Raw genomic sequence first — 16,341 nt, 5'->3', positions numbered from 1 at the left:
GGGTGGTGGCGACACGTCAGAAGGCCAGGTTGTAGATCCCGGCCCCGATGGCGGCACCCGCGATCGGGCCGACCACCGGGATCCACGAATATCTCCACTCCGAAGTGCCCTTGTTGGGGATCGGCAGCAGCGTGTGGGCGAGGCGCGGCCCCAGGTCGCGGGCCGGGTTGATGGCGTACCCGGTGGGGCCGCCCAGCGAGAGACCGATACCGACGACGAGGAAGGAGATGAGCAGGACCGGCAGGCCCGCGGCGCCGATGCCGGCGACGTGCTTGCCGCCGCCGACGAGTCCGAGGATGGGAAGCATCAGGGCGGCGGTCGCGATGATCTCGGTGATCAGGTTCTGTACCGGATTGTCGATCTCGGGACGCGTCGAGAAGATTCCCAGCGTCTCGATCGCCTTGTCGTCCTCGGCGTTGAGGTTGAACTGTCCGAGGTAGAGCAGCCAGCACAGGACCGCGCCGATGACAGCGCCGGCGAACTGGCCGAGGAGGTAGAAGGGAACGTCCGACCACTTCGTGGAACCCTCGATCGCGAACCCGATGGTGACCGCCGGGTTGATCTGCCCTCCCGACAGGGGCGCCGAGGTGTAGGCGCCGGCCAGGACGCCGAAGCCCCAGCCGAAGGCGATGACGATCCAGCCCGCTCCCTGGGCCTTCGATCTGTTCAGGGTGACAGCGGCGCACACACCCGCGCCGAAGAGAATCAGAATCGCTGTGCCGATCAACTCGCCGACAAAGATGTCTCCGTTGCTCATGGCGGCTCCTGGACTCTCGCCCGGAACGATCCGCTCCGGGCCACCGTGCAGAGTGCGTTCCCATGGCTGCTTCAGCCGAAGGCAGGGAGGTCCCGCGCCCCGCCCGGCGTCCGTGACGAGCGTGCCGTCGCAGCGGAATCGCCCGTGGGGAACGGCCCTGGGTACGGGTCGGACCCCGAGCGGTGCGGTGCCTGATGGCGCCCGATTGCGGCGATGCCGACGACACCCGGAAGTGTTCTCCGGCGCCCAGGGGGCGTCAAGGTCGCGGACCGCACGGGTTGGAGGCGAGAAGTCGACGTGCCGCGGAGGGGCGCCGGCGCCGTACGGGTGGACCGTTTCCGGCCAGACGGTCGTGGGGGCCATGCGATCGGCCGCCAGAGCTGGATGATCCGGCGGTCGAGCGATGGGGCAGTCGGACAGCCGGGTGGTCTGCTGATCGGGTGATCGGGTGATCGCCCGGTCGAGCGGGGTGAGACACACGGCCGGTTCAGCCTCTTCAGCCGGTCAGCGTCTGCCCGTACGACTCCATCGGACCGGTCCCGGCACCGCGCCGGACCTCGTGCCCGGGCCACCCCGCGCGCCCCAGCACCCAGCTCGCCCCGTCCAGAGCCTTGGCGGCCTGCTTGAGGGGCGCCAGGGAGGTGGCCGCCTGCCGGTGGTCGGTCACGCTGCCGGGCGCGCACAGCACCGTCGCCAGGGACAGCGTGACCGCGCGGCCGCCCGCGGCCCAGGGGGTGTCGAGCACCGACGCGGCCAGCGGGTCGAGGGTGTCGGGGTCGGCGAGGACCAGGAAGTCGTCGCCGCCGATGTGGCCGACCAGAGTCGCCTCGGACGCCGAGTGCTGGAGCACCTGTCCCACCGCCCGGATCAGCTCGTCGCCGGCCGCGAACCCCGCTCCGTCGTTGACCTGCTTGAAGTGGTCGATGTCCAGCCAGCTCAGCGCGAACATCCGGCCCTCCGCGATCCGCCGGTCCACTTCCCCGGTGATCGTGTCCGAACCGGGCAGCCGGGTCAGCGGGTTGAGCCCCGCCGCCTCCTCGACCCGGCTCTCCGACAGGGCCCGTACGAGGTCCGCGAGGCGTACGACGCCCACGCACCGCCCGTACCGGTCGACGACCGCGACATCGTCGGACGTACGGTCCCGGTCCCCGTCCGCGACGACGTCGAGGACCTCCCAGGCCGTGGCGTCGACGCCGACCGTACGGGGCGGGTCACCGAGTCTGGCGGCAGGCCGGTCGGCGTACAGGGCGTGCCCGTAGCGCCCGGACATCGACAGCAGGAAGCGTGACCGGTGCACCGAGCGGACCGGTATCCCGAACGGGTCCACGAGCAGCACACCGGACACGTCGGGCGACCCGGTGAGCAGGGCTCGGACCTCTCCGGCCGACGCGGTGGCCGGCAGCAGCGCGGCCGGGCGGACGAACTGCCCCACGGACGGCCCGGACCGGGGTGCGCCGTGGACGGCGGGCGACAGCGCCGGAACGTATACGTCGGCCGAGGGCAGCCGGGACGGCGGGGCGAACAGCTCGCCCTGCCCGAGCTGCGCACCCGCCGACACCGCGGCGGCGCACTGCAGTTCCGTCTCCACGCCTTCGACGGACAGGAGCGCGCCGAGCTGTTCGCACAGCGTCCGCATCGCCCGGACCGCCGCGGGCCGCGACAGGAGGGACACGTCGAGCTTCATCAGCTCCGGCGCGAGATCCGTGAGCAGGCGCAGCGGCACGTCGCCGTCGCCGATCCCGTCCGCGCAGATCCGGAAGCCCTCGCCGCGCACGGCGGCGACCGCCTCCAGCAGGGCGTGCTGCGGCACATGGGTGTACGGAGGGACGACGTCGACGGTGATCTCCCAGGGAAGCCGCCCGGCTTGCCGTACCTCGTCGCGCAGCGCGGTGAGGCGGCCGAGATCGGCCAAGGTTCCGGCGAACACGTTGACGTGCAGGGGGAGCAGTGTCTCCCTGCGGGCGGCGGCCCGGATGGCCAACGCGGCCAGCCGGCCGTCCAGTTCGGGCTCGCGACGGGCTCGCGCCAGGATGTCGCCGGACTCCGGACGGGCGAGCGTCTCCAGCGCCGCGACCCCACCGGTCGTCAGATTGACGACCGGTTGGAAGGCGAAACGGACCATATCCGTCCAGGAGGTCACACCAGCATGGTCCCGCCGACGGCGTACGCCGGTGGGCGGTTCACGAGGTGTTCACGCAGGATTCCGGGGCCGTCACAGGAGGCGTGCAGGGGGCTGACGCCGCGTGGTCACCGGACCGCCACGACCGAGGAGCCGTGCCCGAACAGCCCCTGGTTCGCGGTGATCCCCACCCGTGCCCCGGCGACCTGCCGGTCACCCGCGTCGTCGCGCAACTGCCAGGTCAGCTCGCACACCTGGGCGATGGCCTGCGCCGGAACGGCCTCTCCGAAGGAGGCGAGCCCGCCGCTGGCGTTCACCGGTATGCGTCCGCCGAGGGCCGTGGCGCCTTCCCGCAGGAGTTTGGCGGCCTCGCCCTCCCCGCACAGCCCGAGGTCCTCGTACCACTGCAGTTCCAGCGCGGTCGACAGGTCGTAGACCTCCGCGAACGAGAGATCCTCGGGGCCGATACCCGCCTCCTCGTAAGCCGCTTGGGCGATGGACGCCCGGAAGGTCCCGGCCGCGGGCTCCACGGTGGCGGCCGAGTCCGTGGCGATGTCCGGCAGGTCCAGCACGGTGTTCGGGTAGCGCGGTGACACCGTCGACACCGCGCGGATCCGCACCGGGTCGGCGAGCCCGTGCCGGTGTGCGAACTCCATGCCGGCCAGCACCACGGCGGCGCCGCCGTCCGAGGTCGCGCAGATGTCGAGCAGCCGCAGTGGATCGGCGACCACGGCCGACGCGGCGACCTCCTCGGCCGTGACCCGCTTGCGGTAGCGGGCGTTCGGGTTGAGCGCGCCCAGGGCCGCGTTCTTCACCTTGACCTGGGCGAAATCCTCCGGGGTGTCGCCGTACAGAGCCATCCGGCGTCGCGCGTACAGCCCGAAGTACGTCGGATTCGTCGCCCCGAGGACGCGGAAGCGCAGCCAGTCCGGATCGTCCGGCCGGTCCCCGCCGGCGGGGCGGAAGAACCCCTTGGGCGCCGCGTCCGCGCCCACCACGAGGACCACCTCGGCGAGGCCGGAGAGAATCTGGGCACGCGCTGTGCCCAGCGCCTGCGCCCCGGAGGCGCAGGCCGCGTACACACTCGCCACGCGCGCTCCCTGCCATCCCAGCGCCTTCGCGAACGTCGCCCCCGCCACATACCCCGGATAGCCTCCGCGCACGGTGGACGCGCCCACGACCGAGTCGACGTCCCGCCAGCCGATCCCCGCGTCGGCCAGCGCCGCGTGCGCCGCGGCGACCCCGTACTCGACGAAACGGCGCCCCCATTTGCCCCACGGGTGCATCCCCACACCCAGCACCGCCACATCACCGGTCACTCCGTCACCTCCGTTTGCCCCGGGTCCTTCATGCCGTCACCTCCGCGGGCCGCCAGTGCCACGTCGTCCAGGCCGTCTCCTCGTCCTCGTGCAGCACACCGGGGACGACGACCACCTCCATGCCCACCTCCAGATCGGTGACGGTGATCCCGGGGACTGCCTGGCCGAGCACCACGAGGCGCTCGGATTCCAGTTCCACAGCGATCAACGTGTAGGGCTCCCACGAGAGTTCCGGATCGGTCACATAGGGTGACGGTGGCCGGTAGCGGCTGTCGGTGTACGACCAGATCCGCCCTCGGGGTGACAGGGGCACCTCCGCCAGCTCGCCGCCCGCGCACCCCGGATTGCGGCAGAAGGCGTCCTCGCGGGGGAAGAACACCGAGGCGCACTCCGAGCACCGTGTGCCGAGCAGGCGGAAGTCGTTCCCTTCCCCCGTGAACCACCCGGCGACGACGGGTGTACGTGTGCGCGACACGGTCCCTCCAGGACACTAGATCTGACGGAACGTCAGAAGTGTGCCACGAGGCAGGGCAATTGGGCAGGGCGTCCGCACGGACCGACGGGCGGTTGCGGGCGCCGGAGCACCTGACGCGGCGGACCGCGGCGCGAGTGGGCCCCGGCCGTCCCACCCACCCCGGCCGAGCCGTAACACCTCGACCGCCTCGTCGGGACCAACCCGAAGACGTCGGTTCCGGGATGGACTACAGTCCGCGGCGTGTCCGAAACCCCGCACCCGCCTGCCGACTTCGCGCCCGATTCGCACTGCTCGAGCTGTGGCGCCCCCTACGGAGAGGGCATCTCCGGCTGGCCCCGCACCTGCGCCGCCTGCGGCACGGTCGCCTACCGCAATCCGCTGCCGGTCGCGGTGGCCCTGCAGCCCGTCTACGACGAACGGGGTGCCGCCCTGGTCGTCATCACCCGGACCATCGCACCCGCGCGCGGGGGAGTGGCCCTGCCCGGGGGATTCATCGACCACCGGGAGGACTGGCGGGGTGCCGTCGTGCGCGAGCTCAAGGAGGAGACGGGCATCGACGCGGCGAGCAGGGAAGTGCGCCTCGCCGACGCGATGAGCTCTCCAGCGGGCCATCTGCTGCTCTTCGGGCTCCTTCCGGAACGTCCCGCCGCCGAACTTCCGCGGTCCGCCGCCACCGACGAGACGGAAGGCTGGCATCTGCTGCGCCGGCCGGCCGAACTCGCCTTCCCGCTCCACACCCTGGCGGCCCGTGCCTGGTTCGAAGGGCGGTACATCTGAGGGTCAGGGACGGGGTCCCCCCAGACCCCGCACCCGTACCGGGTACGCCGGCTCGCTCAAGCTCCCATCGCCGCCGGCCCGCCGCACCACCACCTCGTCGTCCTCCCGGCGGGACACATGGCGCTGGGCCTCCGGTTCCTCCCACCCGTAGCCCGAGTCCGGCACGAGCAGACCGCTTCCGCCGCTTCCCCGCGGGGGCGCCCACGCCTCCAGCTCCAGGCCCCCGTCGGCACCGCGTACGGGCAGGACGGCACCGGCCCGCGCGAGCACCGGAATCCGCGACAAGGGGGCGTCGACCACCACCTGTGCGGGCCCCTCGTACGCCTCCTCGGTGACCGTGTCGTACCAACGCCCGCGCGGCAGCCGCACCGTCCGCCGGACCGCACCCGGGTCCAGCACCGGCGCCACCAGGAGGCTGTCGCCGAGCAGGAAGGCGTCCTCGCAGTCACGCAGCCCCCGGTCCTCGGGACTGCCCCACCACAGCGGCCGGGCGTACGGAGCGCCCGTGCGCCGCGCCATGTGCGCCAGCGTCATGAAGTACGGGAGCAGCCGCCGCCGTTCGACGAGCGCCACGCGCGCGTGCCCCAGCACCTCGTCACCGAACTCCCAGGGCTCCCTGCGCCCGGCCCGCAGACTCGCGTGCGTGCGGAACAGCGGGAGGTACGCCCCGAGCTGGAACCACCGCAGATAGAGCTCGGGCGAGGGGCTGCCGTCGAAGCCGCCCACATCCGGTCCCGAGTAGGGAACCCCGCACAGCCCGAGCCCCAGCACCAGGGACAACGACGCCCGCAGCCCCGGCCAGCCCGTGGCCACGTCCCCGGACCACGTCCCCGCGTAGCGCTGCAGTCCGGCCCAGCCGGAACGCGAGAACAGGAACGGCCGCTCCTGGGGCGCGAGTTCGCACAGGCGCTCGTAGGCTGCCCGGGCCATGCCCAGCGCGTACACGTTGTGCGCCTCGCGGTGGTCACCCCCGCGGCCCTCCAGGGCGTGCCGCGCCGAACGCGGCAGTGTCGGCTCCCCGAACGCCGTGAACGACGTCGGCTCGTTCATGCCGTGCCAGAACCCCGCGAACCCCTGGGCGAGCCGCTCCTCGTAGAGACCGCCCCACCACGCGCGCGCCCGCGTGTCCGTGAAGTCCGGGTAGACGGCCTCCCCGGGCCATACGACGCCTCGTACGAGCTGCCCCGAGGCGTCCCGGACGAAGGCGTCCTCGGCGAGACCGCTGTCGTACACGGCGTTGCCCGGCTCCGCCTTGACGGCCGGGTCGATGACGGACACCAGCCGGATTCCGTCGCGCCGCAGCTCCTCGGCGAGCAGGGGAAGCTTCGGGAACCTGTCGCGATCGACGGTGAACACCTGATGGGCGTCGTAGTGGTCGATGTCCAGGTGCACGGCGTCCAGCGGCAGTCCCCGCTCCTGGTAGCCCGCGACGATCCTGCGCACCTCCTGCTCGCTGCCGAAGCCCCACCGCGCGTGCTGGTACCCGAGCGCCCACGCGGGCGGCAGCGCCGCGGCACCGGTCAGCGACGCCCAGGAGTGCAGCACGCGCGCGGGAGTCCCCACCATCACCCAGCAGCGGAGCGGGCCGCCGTCCATGCGCAGCTCGCTCGATCCCGCCCGGTCGTGCCCCGAACCGGCCCCTTCCCCGCCCTCGCGCAGGATCACCGTGCCGTCCCAGGACGTGTCGTGGAACACGAGGTGCGTGCCCGCGTCGGCGACGACCATCTGCACCGGCATCGTGAGGTACAGCGGATCGTCGCCCGGCCCGAAGGCCTGTCCCGGGTCCGTGTTCCACAACCGGTACGTCCCCTCGCGCAGCCGGAGCCCCGAGGCCCGGCCGCCCAGACCGAAGAACCGGGCGTCGGCCGCCACTTCCGAACGCTGCATCCAGCGGGCGATGCCGCCGTCGACGGGTTCCCACCACCGGGGCGGCAGATCCCGGCGCAGGACCACTCCGCCGGGCGTCAGGACCTGGACCGCGCCGTGCCGTGAGACCGCTACCGTGACCCGCTCGGCCACGACGCGCCAGCCGCCGTCCTTGTCCGGCTCCAGAACGGCCCGCGGGTCGGGTTCCGGGGAGCGGCCCGCGAGGGCGTACGACGGCTCCGGAGCGACCGCGTCCCAGCCCCAGAAGACCGCCCCGCCCACCGTGACGGTGATCCGCAGTTCCGAGCGCGTGAAGCGGACGACTCCGCCACCGGGGCCCGGCTCCACACCGAGCACCGGCCCCGGCACCCGCGCCCGCTCGGCCCCCCGCTGCGGCAGACCGGAGGCGTCGGCGCGCCTCCTGCGCCACGCGGCTCGCACTGTGAGCAACCCCTGAGTGGTACCCCCCGAGCCGACCGCTTTCACCGAACGCACCAGGTCACGACCGTCCATGCTGCTCACCCTGCCACTACGGTCGCCCGTTGAGTGAGCCGTTCAACTGCCGTTCACCTGTTGTCACGCCACATCTTCATGTCGCCGACTATGTGCGGTGTGCCCTGGTAAAGAAGTCGATCACATGGCATCGTCCGTGTCAGCCGCGTGACGCGCACACCCCCGCTCGTGCGCGACCGACGCACACGACGCGCACAGTCCGGGAGCCGCCCCATGTCCACCACGAACCCCTCACCGCTCTGGCAGCCCTCCGCCGAGGGCATCGCCCAGGCGCAGGTCACGAAGTTCCAGGCCTGGGCGGCCGAACGGCACGGAGCGCCGGCCGACGGAGGCTACGCGGCCCTGCACCGCTGGTCGGTCGACGAGCTGGAGACGTTCTGGAAGGCCGTCACCGAATGGTTCGACGTCCGGTTCTCGACCCCCTACACGCGCGTGCTCGGCGACCGCGCCATGCCCGGTGCCACGTGGTTCCCCGGAGGGACCCTCAACTACGCGGAGCACGCGCTGCGCGCCGCGGAGACCCGGGCGGACGAACCGGCCCTCCTGTATGTCGACGAGACCCACGAGTCCGTCCCCGTGACGTGGTCCGACCTGCGCCGCCAGGTCGGCTCCCTGGCCGCCGAGCTGCGCGCCCTCGGCGTCCGCCCGGGAGACCGGGTCAGCGGCTATCTCCCGAACATCCCCGAAGCCGTGGTCGCCCTGCTCGCCACGGCCGCCGTGGGCGGGGTCTGGACCTCCTGCGCCCCCGACTTCGGCGCCCGCAGCGTCCTCGACCGCTTCCAGCAGGTCGAACCCGTGGTCCTGTTCGCCGTCGACGGCTACCGCTACGGAGGCAAGGAGCACGACCGCCGTGACACGGTCGCCGAGCTACGCAGTGAACTGCCCACACTGAAGGCCGTCGTCCACATCCCGCTGCTGGGCACGGACGCGCCGGCGGACGCCCTGGAGTGGTCGGCGCTGACCTCCGCCGACGTGGAGCCCGTCTTCGAGCAGGTCCCCTTCGACCACCCCTTGTGGGTGCTCTACTCCTCCGGCACGACGGGCCTTCCCAAGGCGATCGTGCAGTCCCAGGGCGGCATCCTCGTCGAGCACCTCAAGCAGCTCGGCCTGCAATGCGACCTGGGTCCCGAGGACCGCTTCTTCTGGTACACGTCCACCGGCTGGATGATGTGGAACTTCCTCGTCTCCGGCCTGCTCACGGGCACCACGATCGTGCTGTACGACGGCAGCCCCGGCTATCCGGACACGGGAGCCCAGTGGCGTATCGCCGAACGCACGGGAGCGACCCTCTTCGGCACGTCCGCCGCGTACGTGATGGCCTGCCGCAAGGCGGGCGTCCACCCCTCGCGCGACTTCGACCTCGGCCGTGTGCGGTGCGTCGCCACGACCGGCTCGCCCCTGCCGCCCGACGGATTCCGCTGGCTGCACGACGAGGTCCGCGAGGACCTGTGGATCGCCTCCGTCAGCGGCGGCACCGATGTGTGCTCCTGCTTCGCCGGAGCGGTACCGACGCTCCCGGTGTACATCGGCGAACTCCAGGCCGTCGGCCTCGGCACCGACCTCCAGTCCTGGGACCCCAGCGGAAAGCCCCTCACCGACGAGGTCGGCGAACTGGTCGTCACCAACCCGATGCCGTCGATGCCCATCCGCTTCTGGAACGACCCCGACGGCAGCCGCTACCACGACAGCTACTTCGACACGTATTCCGGAGTGTGGCGCCACGGTGACTGGATCACCGTCACCTCACGAGGCTCGGTCGTCATCCACGGCCGTTCCGATTCCACGCTCAACCGGCAGGGCGTGCGGATGGGCTCGGCCGACATCTACGAGGCCGTCGAGCGCCTTCCCGAGATCAGGGAATCGCTGGTCATCGGTGTCGAACAGCCCGACGGCGGCTACTGGATGCCGCTCTTCGTCCATCTCGCACCCGGAGCCGTGCTGGACGAGGACCTCCTGAACCGCATCAAGGGCACCATCCGCGAACAGCTCTCCCCGCGGCACGTTCCCGACGAGGTCATCGAAGTACCCGGAGTGCCGCACACCCTGACCGGCAAGCGCATCGAGGTCCCCGTCAAGCGCCTCCTCCAGGGCGCGTCCATGGAGAAGGCCGTCAACCTCGGATCCGTGGACAACGTCGAACTTCTGCGCTTCTACGAGAAGCTGGCCCGTGAGCGCGACTGATCAGCCACCGTAGGTCGCCTCCGACTCGCCGAGCACGGCGGCGAAGTCGGAGGCCAGCCGCACGGAGTCGGCGGCGGTGAGTTCCGCCACCGAGATGCGTACACCAGGTGCGGCCGAGGTCCGGAAACGCGCGCCCGCCGCGACCCACCAACCGTACGAACGAAGTCCGTTCACCACCGCCGACTCGTCCCGCACGGGCACCCAGACGTTCAGCCCGCTCACGCCGTGGGCCTGTGTGCCGCGGTCCGCGAACTCACGGAGCAGCGCGTCCCGGCGCAGCGCGTACGTCTCCTGGGCACGCCCCACCAGCGCGCGCGTGCTCTCGTCCGTCATCAGCCCGAGCACCGTCTCCTGCAACAGGTGACTGACCCAGCCCGACGTCAGCAGCATGCGTCCGTCGTGACGGGCCAGTGTCGTCGGGTCGCATGCCGCGGCCGCCCACCGCAGGTCGGTTCCCAGGAACTTGCTCACCGTGCGCACATGGACCCAGCGGTTCAGACCGCCCGCGGTCAGTGTGCGCAGCGGCGCGCCGGCGACGGACGACGCGTGATCGTTCTCCACGACCAGCACATCGGGTGCCTCCCGGAGCACGTCGACGAGAGCGTCCCGCCGTCCCGCCGAGAAGCTGCCGCCGCAAGGATTCTGCGCCCGCGGACTGCACACCACCGCACGTACCCCCGCCCGCAGAGCCGACCGCAGGGCATCCGGCAGTACACCCTGGTCGTCCACCGCGACCGGAACCGTGCGCAGTCCCAGCGCCGTGACCAGGTCCAGCAGATGGTGATAGCCCGGGTCCTCCATCGCGACCGCGTCCCCCGGACGCAACTCCACCGACAGCGACCGCCCGATCAGGTCGAGCGCGCCATGGGCGAACGTCACATGCTCCGCCGGCACCCCGTCGGGCTCCAGCCGGTCGCGTACGGCCTCCTCCAACCGCGCCAGACGCGGTGCACTGCGATGTGAGCGGGCACCCGGGGAGAGCTGCGACGGCGGTACCAGGTGGGGGAGCAGTGCGGGATCAGGATGCCCGCCCGCCAGGTCGCGCAGTCCGTCCGGCACGCGTGGTGGGCGCCGTGACGCCACCGAGGGCGCGGCGGCGATCACAGTCCCACCGCGTCCGCGGGTCACCACGATCGCCCGTTGCCGCAGTTCCTTGTACGCCGTCGCGACCGTTCCGGGACTGACGCCCAGCCGCTCGGCCAAGCCGCGCACCGGGGGCAGCGCCGTGCCCGGCTCCAGGGCCCCCTCGGCCACGCCTCGTTCCACGGACGCGGCAATTGCCTTGGCCGTCGTACCACTGATCGAATATTGTGTTGCCACGTTACTAAGTATGTATCAATACATAACTGGAAGCAAGGGGGAGTCGTGAACCCGACGCGCCGCGCAGCCGCATGGTCGACACGCATTCCAGGAGGCCCCGACGGCCGAAGAATGCTCTGGATCGCCCTGGTCGACCGCATCGGCAGCGGCCTGTGGGCCTCCGTCTCCGTCCTGTACTTCACCTACGTCGCCGGTCTCTCGGTCGCACAGATCGGCACCCTCGTGGCCGCGGCCGGAGCGGTCGGAATCGCCGGCGCACCGCTGGGCGGGCGCCTCGCCGACCGACTGCCCCTGACCCACGTTCTGATCGCGCTCCAACTCCTGCGCGCCCTCGCCTCCTTCGCCCTGCTCACCACGGACAACTACGCCCTCCTGCTGGCGTACTCCGCCGCGGGCAGCTTCGGCGACCGCGCCGCCAACGTCCTCACCAAGCTGTACGCCACCCGGGTCTCAGGACCCGACCGCGTCCGCTACCAAGCCGTCAACCGCACCGTCGCCAACGCCGGTTGGGCCCTCGGAGGCCTCGCCGCGGCGGGAGCCCTCACCATCGGCACCACCGCCGCGTACCAGTGGCTGCTCACCGGCGACGCCCTCTCCTTCGTGGCCGTCGCCCTCGCGACGGCCCGCTGCGGCGAACCGCCCTCGGCCACCCGCACGATCGCCACGTCCAAGGACCCGGCTCCCGCGACGCGACCCGTCGGGCCGTGGCGCGACCGTACCTACCTCGCCTACGTCGCCACAGAGGCCGTCCTCTTCCTCGACGACGCCGTGTTCAAAGTCGGGCTGCCCCTGTGCGTCGCCCACTCCGAACACGCGCCCCACGGCCTCGCACCCCTGCTGATGGTTCTGAACAACGTGATGGTCGTGACCCTCCAGGTCCCCCTGGCCCGGCTCGGCGCCACCACGGCCGCGGCCCGAGGCCTGCTCGTCCCGCTCTCCGCGTTCTTCGCCCTCGGAGGCGTCACCCTGGCGCTCTCCGCGACAGGCGGAACCACGGCCGTGACCCTCTTCCTCACCGCGGCGGCCGTCACCTTCACCGTGACGGAGATGCTCCACGCCACGGTCTCGTGGGAACTCTCCGTGGCCCTCGCCCCGGACACCGCGCAGGGCAGCTACCTCGGCGTCCACGGACTCGCGCAAGCCGTACAGCGCAGCGTCGGGCCACTCGCTGTCACGGCAGCCATCGCGGCCGGACCCCTCGGCTGGACTCTCTTCGGCGCGACCATAGCCACGACCTGCGTGTTCCAGCACCGCCTCGTGCGCGACCGGCTCACCCGCCCCGCGTTGTCAGTGCATCCCGTTACTGTGAGTGAGCATTGATCGACTGCGCACAGGGGGAAATTCAATGGCGCACACCCAGCAGCACACCATGCGACGCGTCCTGCGCCGCGAAATCGCCGGCACCATCGGCCTGCTGACCGACGAACAGGACTTCCGGGCGATGCGGCGCTATCGCACCTTCGCCTTCGACGACCACACGACCTATCTCCAGCAGGTCGAAAGCCTGCTCAAGGCACTCGCAGCCCAGGGCAGCCACACCACGGTGGCACTCTTCGACCCCGAGGAATACGCCGAATTCTGCGCCGACAGCGGCCTGGAACCCGACACCCCGGTCAGCCGTACCCGCTTCACCGCCCAAATCGCGGCGACCGGCCCCACCATCCCCTACGACGGACAGCCCCTCGACGAACTGGTCCCGGACCTCGTCGACGAAGCGGTCCGCCGGGCCACCTGGGAGTACGCCACCATGCTCCTGGCCCGCGTCGGCACCTGCGCGACCTGCGGTGAGGACATCGGCCGAGCCTCCTTCATCCGCGCGGCCCACCTCGTCACCCGGGTCGTGGAAACCGCCGGCCCAGGAGAACTCCACCTCGTATGCAGCGTCACCTCCGCCCCCGACACACTCGTCGCCGCACTCCGGACCGAGGGACGCATCGAGGGCACGACCTGCCTCGACGAATCCGAAGCCCTCGAATTCACCACCGTCCTGGCCCTCGGTATCGCCACCCGGAGCGCCTGCGGACTCGTCATGCGCACCACCACACCCGACACCACCGACCGCGTCTACGGATGGCGCCTACGCGGCGAGGACCTGGAGCCCCTCACAGCGGGGGAGGTGTTCGACGCCTACTGCACCGACCTCGATTCCGGGGATCTGGTCTCCCCGGAATCGGGCGTCGACTATTGCGTACCGCCCGACCTCGGAGACAGGGGAAAGGGGACGGGCCACACCCACTGAACGCGAGAGGGGCGCCCCATCCGCAGATGGAGCGCCCCTCCTCCGTACCGAAAACCGCTGTCGCCCGAAGGCGTCGTCCGGCTACTCGCCCGACAGCACCGCCTGCGCCGCGGTACGCGCTTCCTCCGCCGTATCCGTGGCACGCGCGGCCGAGGCCGCCCGCTCGCACTGGGCCAGCGTGTACTTCGCCAGTGTCGCCCGCACATAAGGAATCGACGCGGCACCCATCGACAGGGAGGTGACACCCAGACCGGTCAGCACACACGCCAGCAGCGGGTCCGACGCGGCCTCACCGCAGACACCACAGCTCTTGCCCTCGGCCTTCGCCGCCTCGGCGGACAGCGCGACCAGGTCGAGCAGTGCCGGCTGCCACGGGTCCTGGAGACGGGACACCGCACCCACCTGCCGGTCGGCGGCGAACGTGTACTGCGCGAGGTCGTTGGTTCCCAGGGAGAGGAACTCGACCTCCTGCAGAATCGACCGTGCCCGCAGCGCGGCCGACGGGATCTCCACCATCGCGCCGAACTTCGCCCGCAGTCCGGCCGCCCGGCACGCGTCCGCGAACGCCTTGGCGTCCGTACGGTCCGCGACCATCGGAGCCATGACCTCGAGGTAGACCGGCAGTCCGTCCGAGGCCTTCGCGAGAGCGGTGAGCTGCGTACGCAGGACATCGGGGTGGTCGAGCAGCGAACGCAGGCCCCGCACGCCGAGCGCCGGGTTCGGCTCGTCGGCGGGCGTCAGGAAGTCGAGCGGCTTGTCCGCGCCCGCGTCCAGCACCCGCACCACGACACGGCCCTCGGGGAAGGCTTCGAGCACCTGGCGGTACGCCTCGACCTGCTTCTCCTCCGACGGCGCCTTCTTGCTGTCGTCGAGGAAGAGGAACTCGGTCCGGAACAGACCGACGCCCTCGGCACCGGCCTCCACGGCCGCCGGCACGTCCGCCGGACCGCCGATGTTGGCCAGCAGCGGGACCTTGTGCCCGTCGGAGGTGGCACCCGGGCCCGTCGAGGTGGAGAGTGCCGCCTTGCGGTGCGCCGCCGCGGCCTCCAGATCCGCCTTCTTCTCCGCACTCGGCTCCACGAAGATCTCACCCGTGCTGCCGTCGACGGCGATCACCGTGCCCTCGGCGAGCTCACCGGCGCCGGGGAGCGCGACCACGGCCGGCACACCCAGCGCACGCGCCAGGATCGCGCTGTGGCTGGTCGGCCCGCCCTCCTCGGTGACGAAGCCGAGAACCAGGGTCGGGTCCAGCAGTGCCGTGTCGGCGGGCGCGAGGTCACGCGCGATAAGAACGTAGGGCTCGTCGCTGTCCGGGACGCCCGGCATGGGCACACCGAGCAGCCGGGCGACGATACGGTTCCGCACGTCGTCGAGGTCGGCCACGCGTCCGGCGAGGTACTCACCGGCGCCGGCCAGCAGCGCCCGGTACGCGGCGAGCGCGTCGTAGACCGCGCGCTCGGCCGTGCTGCCGACGGCGATCCGCCGGTTCACGTCAGCCGTCAGCTCCGGGTCCTGGGCCATCATGGCCTGGGCTTCGAGTACCGCCTGGGCCTCGCCCCCCGCCAGATTGCCGCGCGCAATCAGGTCGGCCGCCACGTCCTCCACGGCCTTGCGGGCGCGTGCCTGTTCGCGGGCCGCGTCCTCCGGGGGGATCTGCTTGGCAGGCGGTTCGAGAACCGCCGTTCCCATGTGCCGAACCTCGCCGATCGCCACACCGTGGCTCACGCCGACGCCTCGCAGCGTTGTCTCCATCTCACCCGTCTCCGAATAGTGCGGCGTGTACCGCCGCCGTGATCGTTGTCGAAGCGCCGTCCAGGACAGCGTCGATGTCACTGCCAGCCGAAGAGCGTGTCGCCGGCCTTCACATCGCCGTCCTCGCGGACGTCTGAGAGGGAGTCCGCCGTGGCTTCGAGGGCCACGACCGGGCACACCGGGGACTTGCCGGCCTGCTCGACGGCGGCGGGGTTCCACCGCACGACACTCTGGCCGCGCGTGACGGTGTCCCCCTTGTTGACGAGCAGCTCGAAGCCCTCGCCGTTGAGCTGCACGGTGTCGATGCCCAGGTGCGTGAGCACGCCGTGGCCCTCACTGTCGACGACGACGAACGCGTGCGGGTGAAGGGAGACGATCACTCCGTCCACGGGGGCGACAGCCTCCGAGGGTTCACGCACAGGGTCGATCGCCGTGCCGGGGCCGACCATCGCGCCGGAGAAGACGGGGTCCGGTACCGCGGCGAGTCCGATGGCGCGTCCTGCAAGAGGGGACGTCACGGTGGTCATGGGAAGCCTCCGAGGGGTGGAGATCTATACGGGCCGTCACTGCCTGTCCCGGACAGCGCACTGTTGAGCAGGGTATGTCATATGAAGTGCCGGTTCCGCGCGAGAGATCCCGGTTGGCGCCGTAGAGGACAGGGCAAACGATTTGCGCCTGCTCCCGCACCCCATGTAGAGTCGTACTCCTGCTTGAGGCTGAGCGGCGTGACCAAGGCGTCGTTGCCCGGCAGCACCCAACTTGTCAGATCCTATCTCGGGGTCATGTTCCGCATGTCTGCGGGACGGTGGTCAGCGAGAGGGAAAAGGACTGATAGAGTTTGGACTCGCCGGAAAGGGAAACGCGAAAGCGGAAACCTGAAAAGCACCGAGGAAATCGGATACGGAAACGGTCTGATAGAGTCGGAAAAGCAAGACCGAAGGGAAGCGCCCGGAGGAAAGCCCGAGAGGGTGAGTACAAAGGAAGCGTCCGTTCCTTGAGAACTCAACAGCGTGCCAAAAATCA

At 71.1% G+C, this 16,341-nt stretch carries 12 protein-coding genes; 4 read left to right on the top strand and 8 right to left on the bottom strand.

Annotation, left to right across the window (positions count from 1 at the left end; translation table 11 throughout):
* Positions 1 to 16: 16 nt before the first annotated feature.
* The 4 genes from ACF07B_RS40695 to ACF07B_RS40680 form a co-directional block, all read right to left on the bottom strand.
* Entirely contained in the window at positions 17 to 757 is a 741-nt protein-coding gene (locus ACF07B_RS40695; RefSeq protein WP_384235528.1) for an MIP/aquaporin family protein, read from the bottom strand.
* A gap of 496 nt (positions 758 to 1,253) precedes the next feature.
* Positions 1,254 to 2,897, bottom strand: coding sequence for an EAL domain-containing protein (locus tag ACF07B_RS40690; protein ID WP_392182653.1), 1,644 nt, complete (start codon positions 2,895 to 2,897; stop codon positions 1,254 to 1,256).
* A gap of 107 nt (positions 2,898 to 3,004) precedes the next feature.
* Positions 3,005 to 4,195: a lipid-transfer protein gene (locus ACF07B_RS40685; RefSeq protein WP_392182652.1), complete on the bottom strand. Its 1,191-nt coding sequence runs from the start codon at positions 4,193 to 4,195 to the stop codon at positions 3,005 to 3,007.
* Between the two features lie 28 nt (positions 4,196 to 4,223).
* Positions 4,224 to 4,670: a Zn-ribbon domain-containing OB-fold protein gene (locus ACF07B_RS40680; RefSeq protein WP_392182651.1), complete on the bottom strand. Its 447-nt coding sequence runs from the start codon at positions 4,668 to 4,670 to the stop codon at positions 4,224 to 4,226.
* Between the two features lie 240 nt (positions 4,671 to 4,910).
* Here ACF07B_RS40680 and ACF07B_RS40675 point away from each other — a divergent pair, with 240 nt between their 5' ends.
* Positions 4,911 to 5,447: an NUDIX domain-containing protein gene (locus tag ACF07B_RS40675; protein ID WP_369485183.1), complete on the top strand. Its 537-nt coding sequence runs from the start codon at positions 4,911 to 4,913 to the stop codon at positions 5,445 to 5,447.
* A gap of 3 nt (positions 5,448 to 5,450) precedes the next feature.
* On the opposite strand, the gene ACF07B_RS40670 is transcribed toward ACF07B_RS40675, so the two are convergent.
* Entirely contained in the window at positions 5,451 to 7,826 is a 2,376-nt protein-coding gene (locus tag ACF07B_RS40670; protein WP_392182650.1) for a TIM-barrel domain-containing protein, read from the bottom strand.
* 213 nt (positions 7,827 to 8,039) lie between these two features.
* Between ACF07B_RS40670 and ACF07B_RS40665 the strand changes: the two genes are divergently transcribed.
* Complete coding sequence (locus ACF07B_RS40665) at positions 8,040 to 10,007, top strand: acetoacetate--CoA ligase (RefSeq protein ID WP_392182649.1); 1,968 nt, start codon at positions 8,040 to 8,042, stop codon at positions 10,005 to 10,007.
* Here the strand turns inward: ACF07B_RS40665 and ACF07B_RS40660 are convergent, their stop codons facing one another.
* Positions 10,008 to 11,327, bottom strand: coding sequence for an aminotransferase class I/II-fold pyridoxal phosphate-dependent enzyme (locus ACF07B_RS40660; protein WP_392182648.1), 1,320 nt, complete (start codon positions 11,325 to 11,327; stop codon positions 10,008 to 10,010).
* Positions 11,328 to 11,438: 111 nt separating this feature from the next.
* Here ACF07B_RS40660 and ACF07B_RS40655 point away from each other — a divergent pair, with 111 nt between their 5' ends.
* On the top strand, positions 11,439 to 12,647 hold the full coding sequence (locus ACF07B_RS40655; protein ID WP_392182647.1) for an MFS transporter: 1,209 nt from the start codon (positions 11,439 to 11,441) through the stop codon (positions 12,645 to 12,647).
* 25 nt (positions 12,648 to 12,672) lie between these two features.
* Positions 12,673 to 13,566 carry a hypothetical protein gene (locus ACF07B_RS40650; RefSeq protein ID WP_392182646.1) on the top strand — a complete coding sequence of 298 codons (894 nt, stop codon included), beginning with the start codon at positions 12,673 to 12,675 and terminating at the stop codon, positions 13,564 to 13,566.
* A gap of 81 nt (positions 13,567 to 13,647) precedes the next feature.
* Here ACF07B_RS40650 and ptsP read toward each other — a convergent pair whose 3' ends face one another.
* Positions 13,648 to 15,318, bottom strand: a complete 1,671-nt coding sequence (gene ptsP, locus ACF07B_RS40645) for a phosphoenolpyruvate--protein phosphotransferase (protein ID WP_369485174.1) — start codon at positions 15,316 to 15,318, stop codon at positions 13,648 to 13,650.
* A 77-nt stretch (positions 15,319 to 15,395) separates the two neighbouring features.
* Positions 15,396 to 15,845 carry a PTS glucose transporter subunit IIA gene (locus ACF07B_RS40640; protein ID WP_369485172.1) on the bottom strand — a complete coding sequence of 150 codons (450 nt, stop codon included), beginning with the start codon at positions 15,843 to 15,845 and terminating at the stop codon, positions 15,396 to 15,398.
* Positions 15,846 to 16,341 lie beyond the last annotated feature (496 nt).

Origin of the sequence: Streptomyces sp. NPDC015532, assembly GCF_043078065.1 — a bacterium.
Lineage (GTDB): Bacteria > Actinomycetota > Actinomycetes > Streptomycetales > Streptomycetaceae > Streptomyces.
Note: the sequence above shows the minus strand (reverse complement) of the source record. Positions and strands in the feature narration are given on the sequence as shown.

Excerpts from the sequence above, each read along its gene's own strand:
- ACF07B_RS40695 (WP_384235528.1), bottom strand. The coding sequence starts at position 757 with ATGAGCAACGGAGACATCTTTGTCGGCGAGTTGATCGGCACAGCGATT.
- ACF07B_RS40670 (WP_392182650.1), bottom strand. The coding sequence starts at position 7,826 with ATGGACGGTCGTGACCTGGTGCGTTCGGTGAAAGCGGTCGGCTCGGGG.
- ACF07B_RS40665 (WP_392182649.1), top strand. The coding sequence starts at position 8,040 with ATGTCCACCACGAACCCCTCACCGCTCTGGCAGCCCTCCGCCGAGGGC.
- ACF07B_RS40655 (WP_392182647.1), top strand. The coding sequence starts at position 11,439 with ATGCTCTGGATCGCCCTGGTCGACCGCATCGGCAGCGGCCTGTGGGCC.
- ACF07B_RS40650 (WP_392182646.1), top strand. The coding sequence starts at position 12,673 with ATGGCGCACACCCAGCAGCACACCATGCGACGCGTCCTGCGCCGCGAA.
- ptsP (WP_369485174.1), bottom strand. The coding sequence starts at position 15,318 with ATGGAGACAACGCTGCGAGGCGTCGGCGTGAGCCACGGTGTGGCGATC.
- ACF07B_RS40640 (WP_369485172.1), bottom strand. The coding sequence starts at position 15,845 with ATGACCACCGTGACGTCCCCTCTTGCAGGACGCGCCATCGGACTCGCC.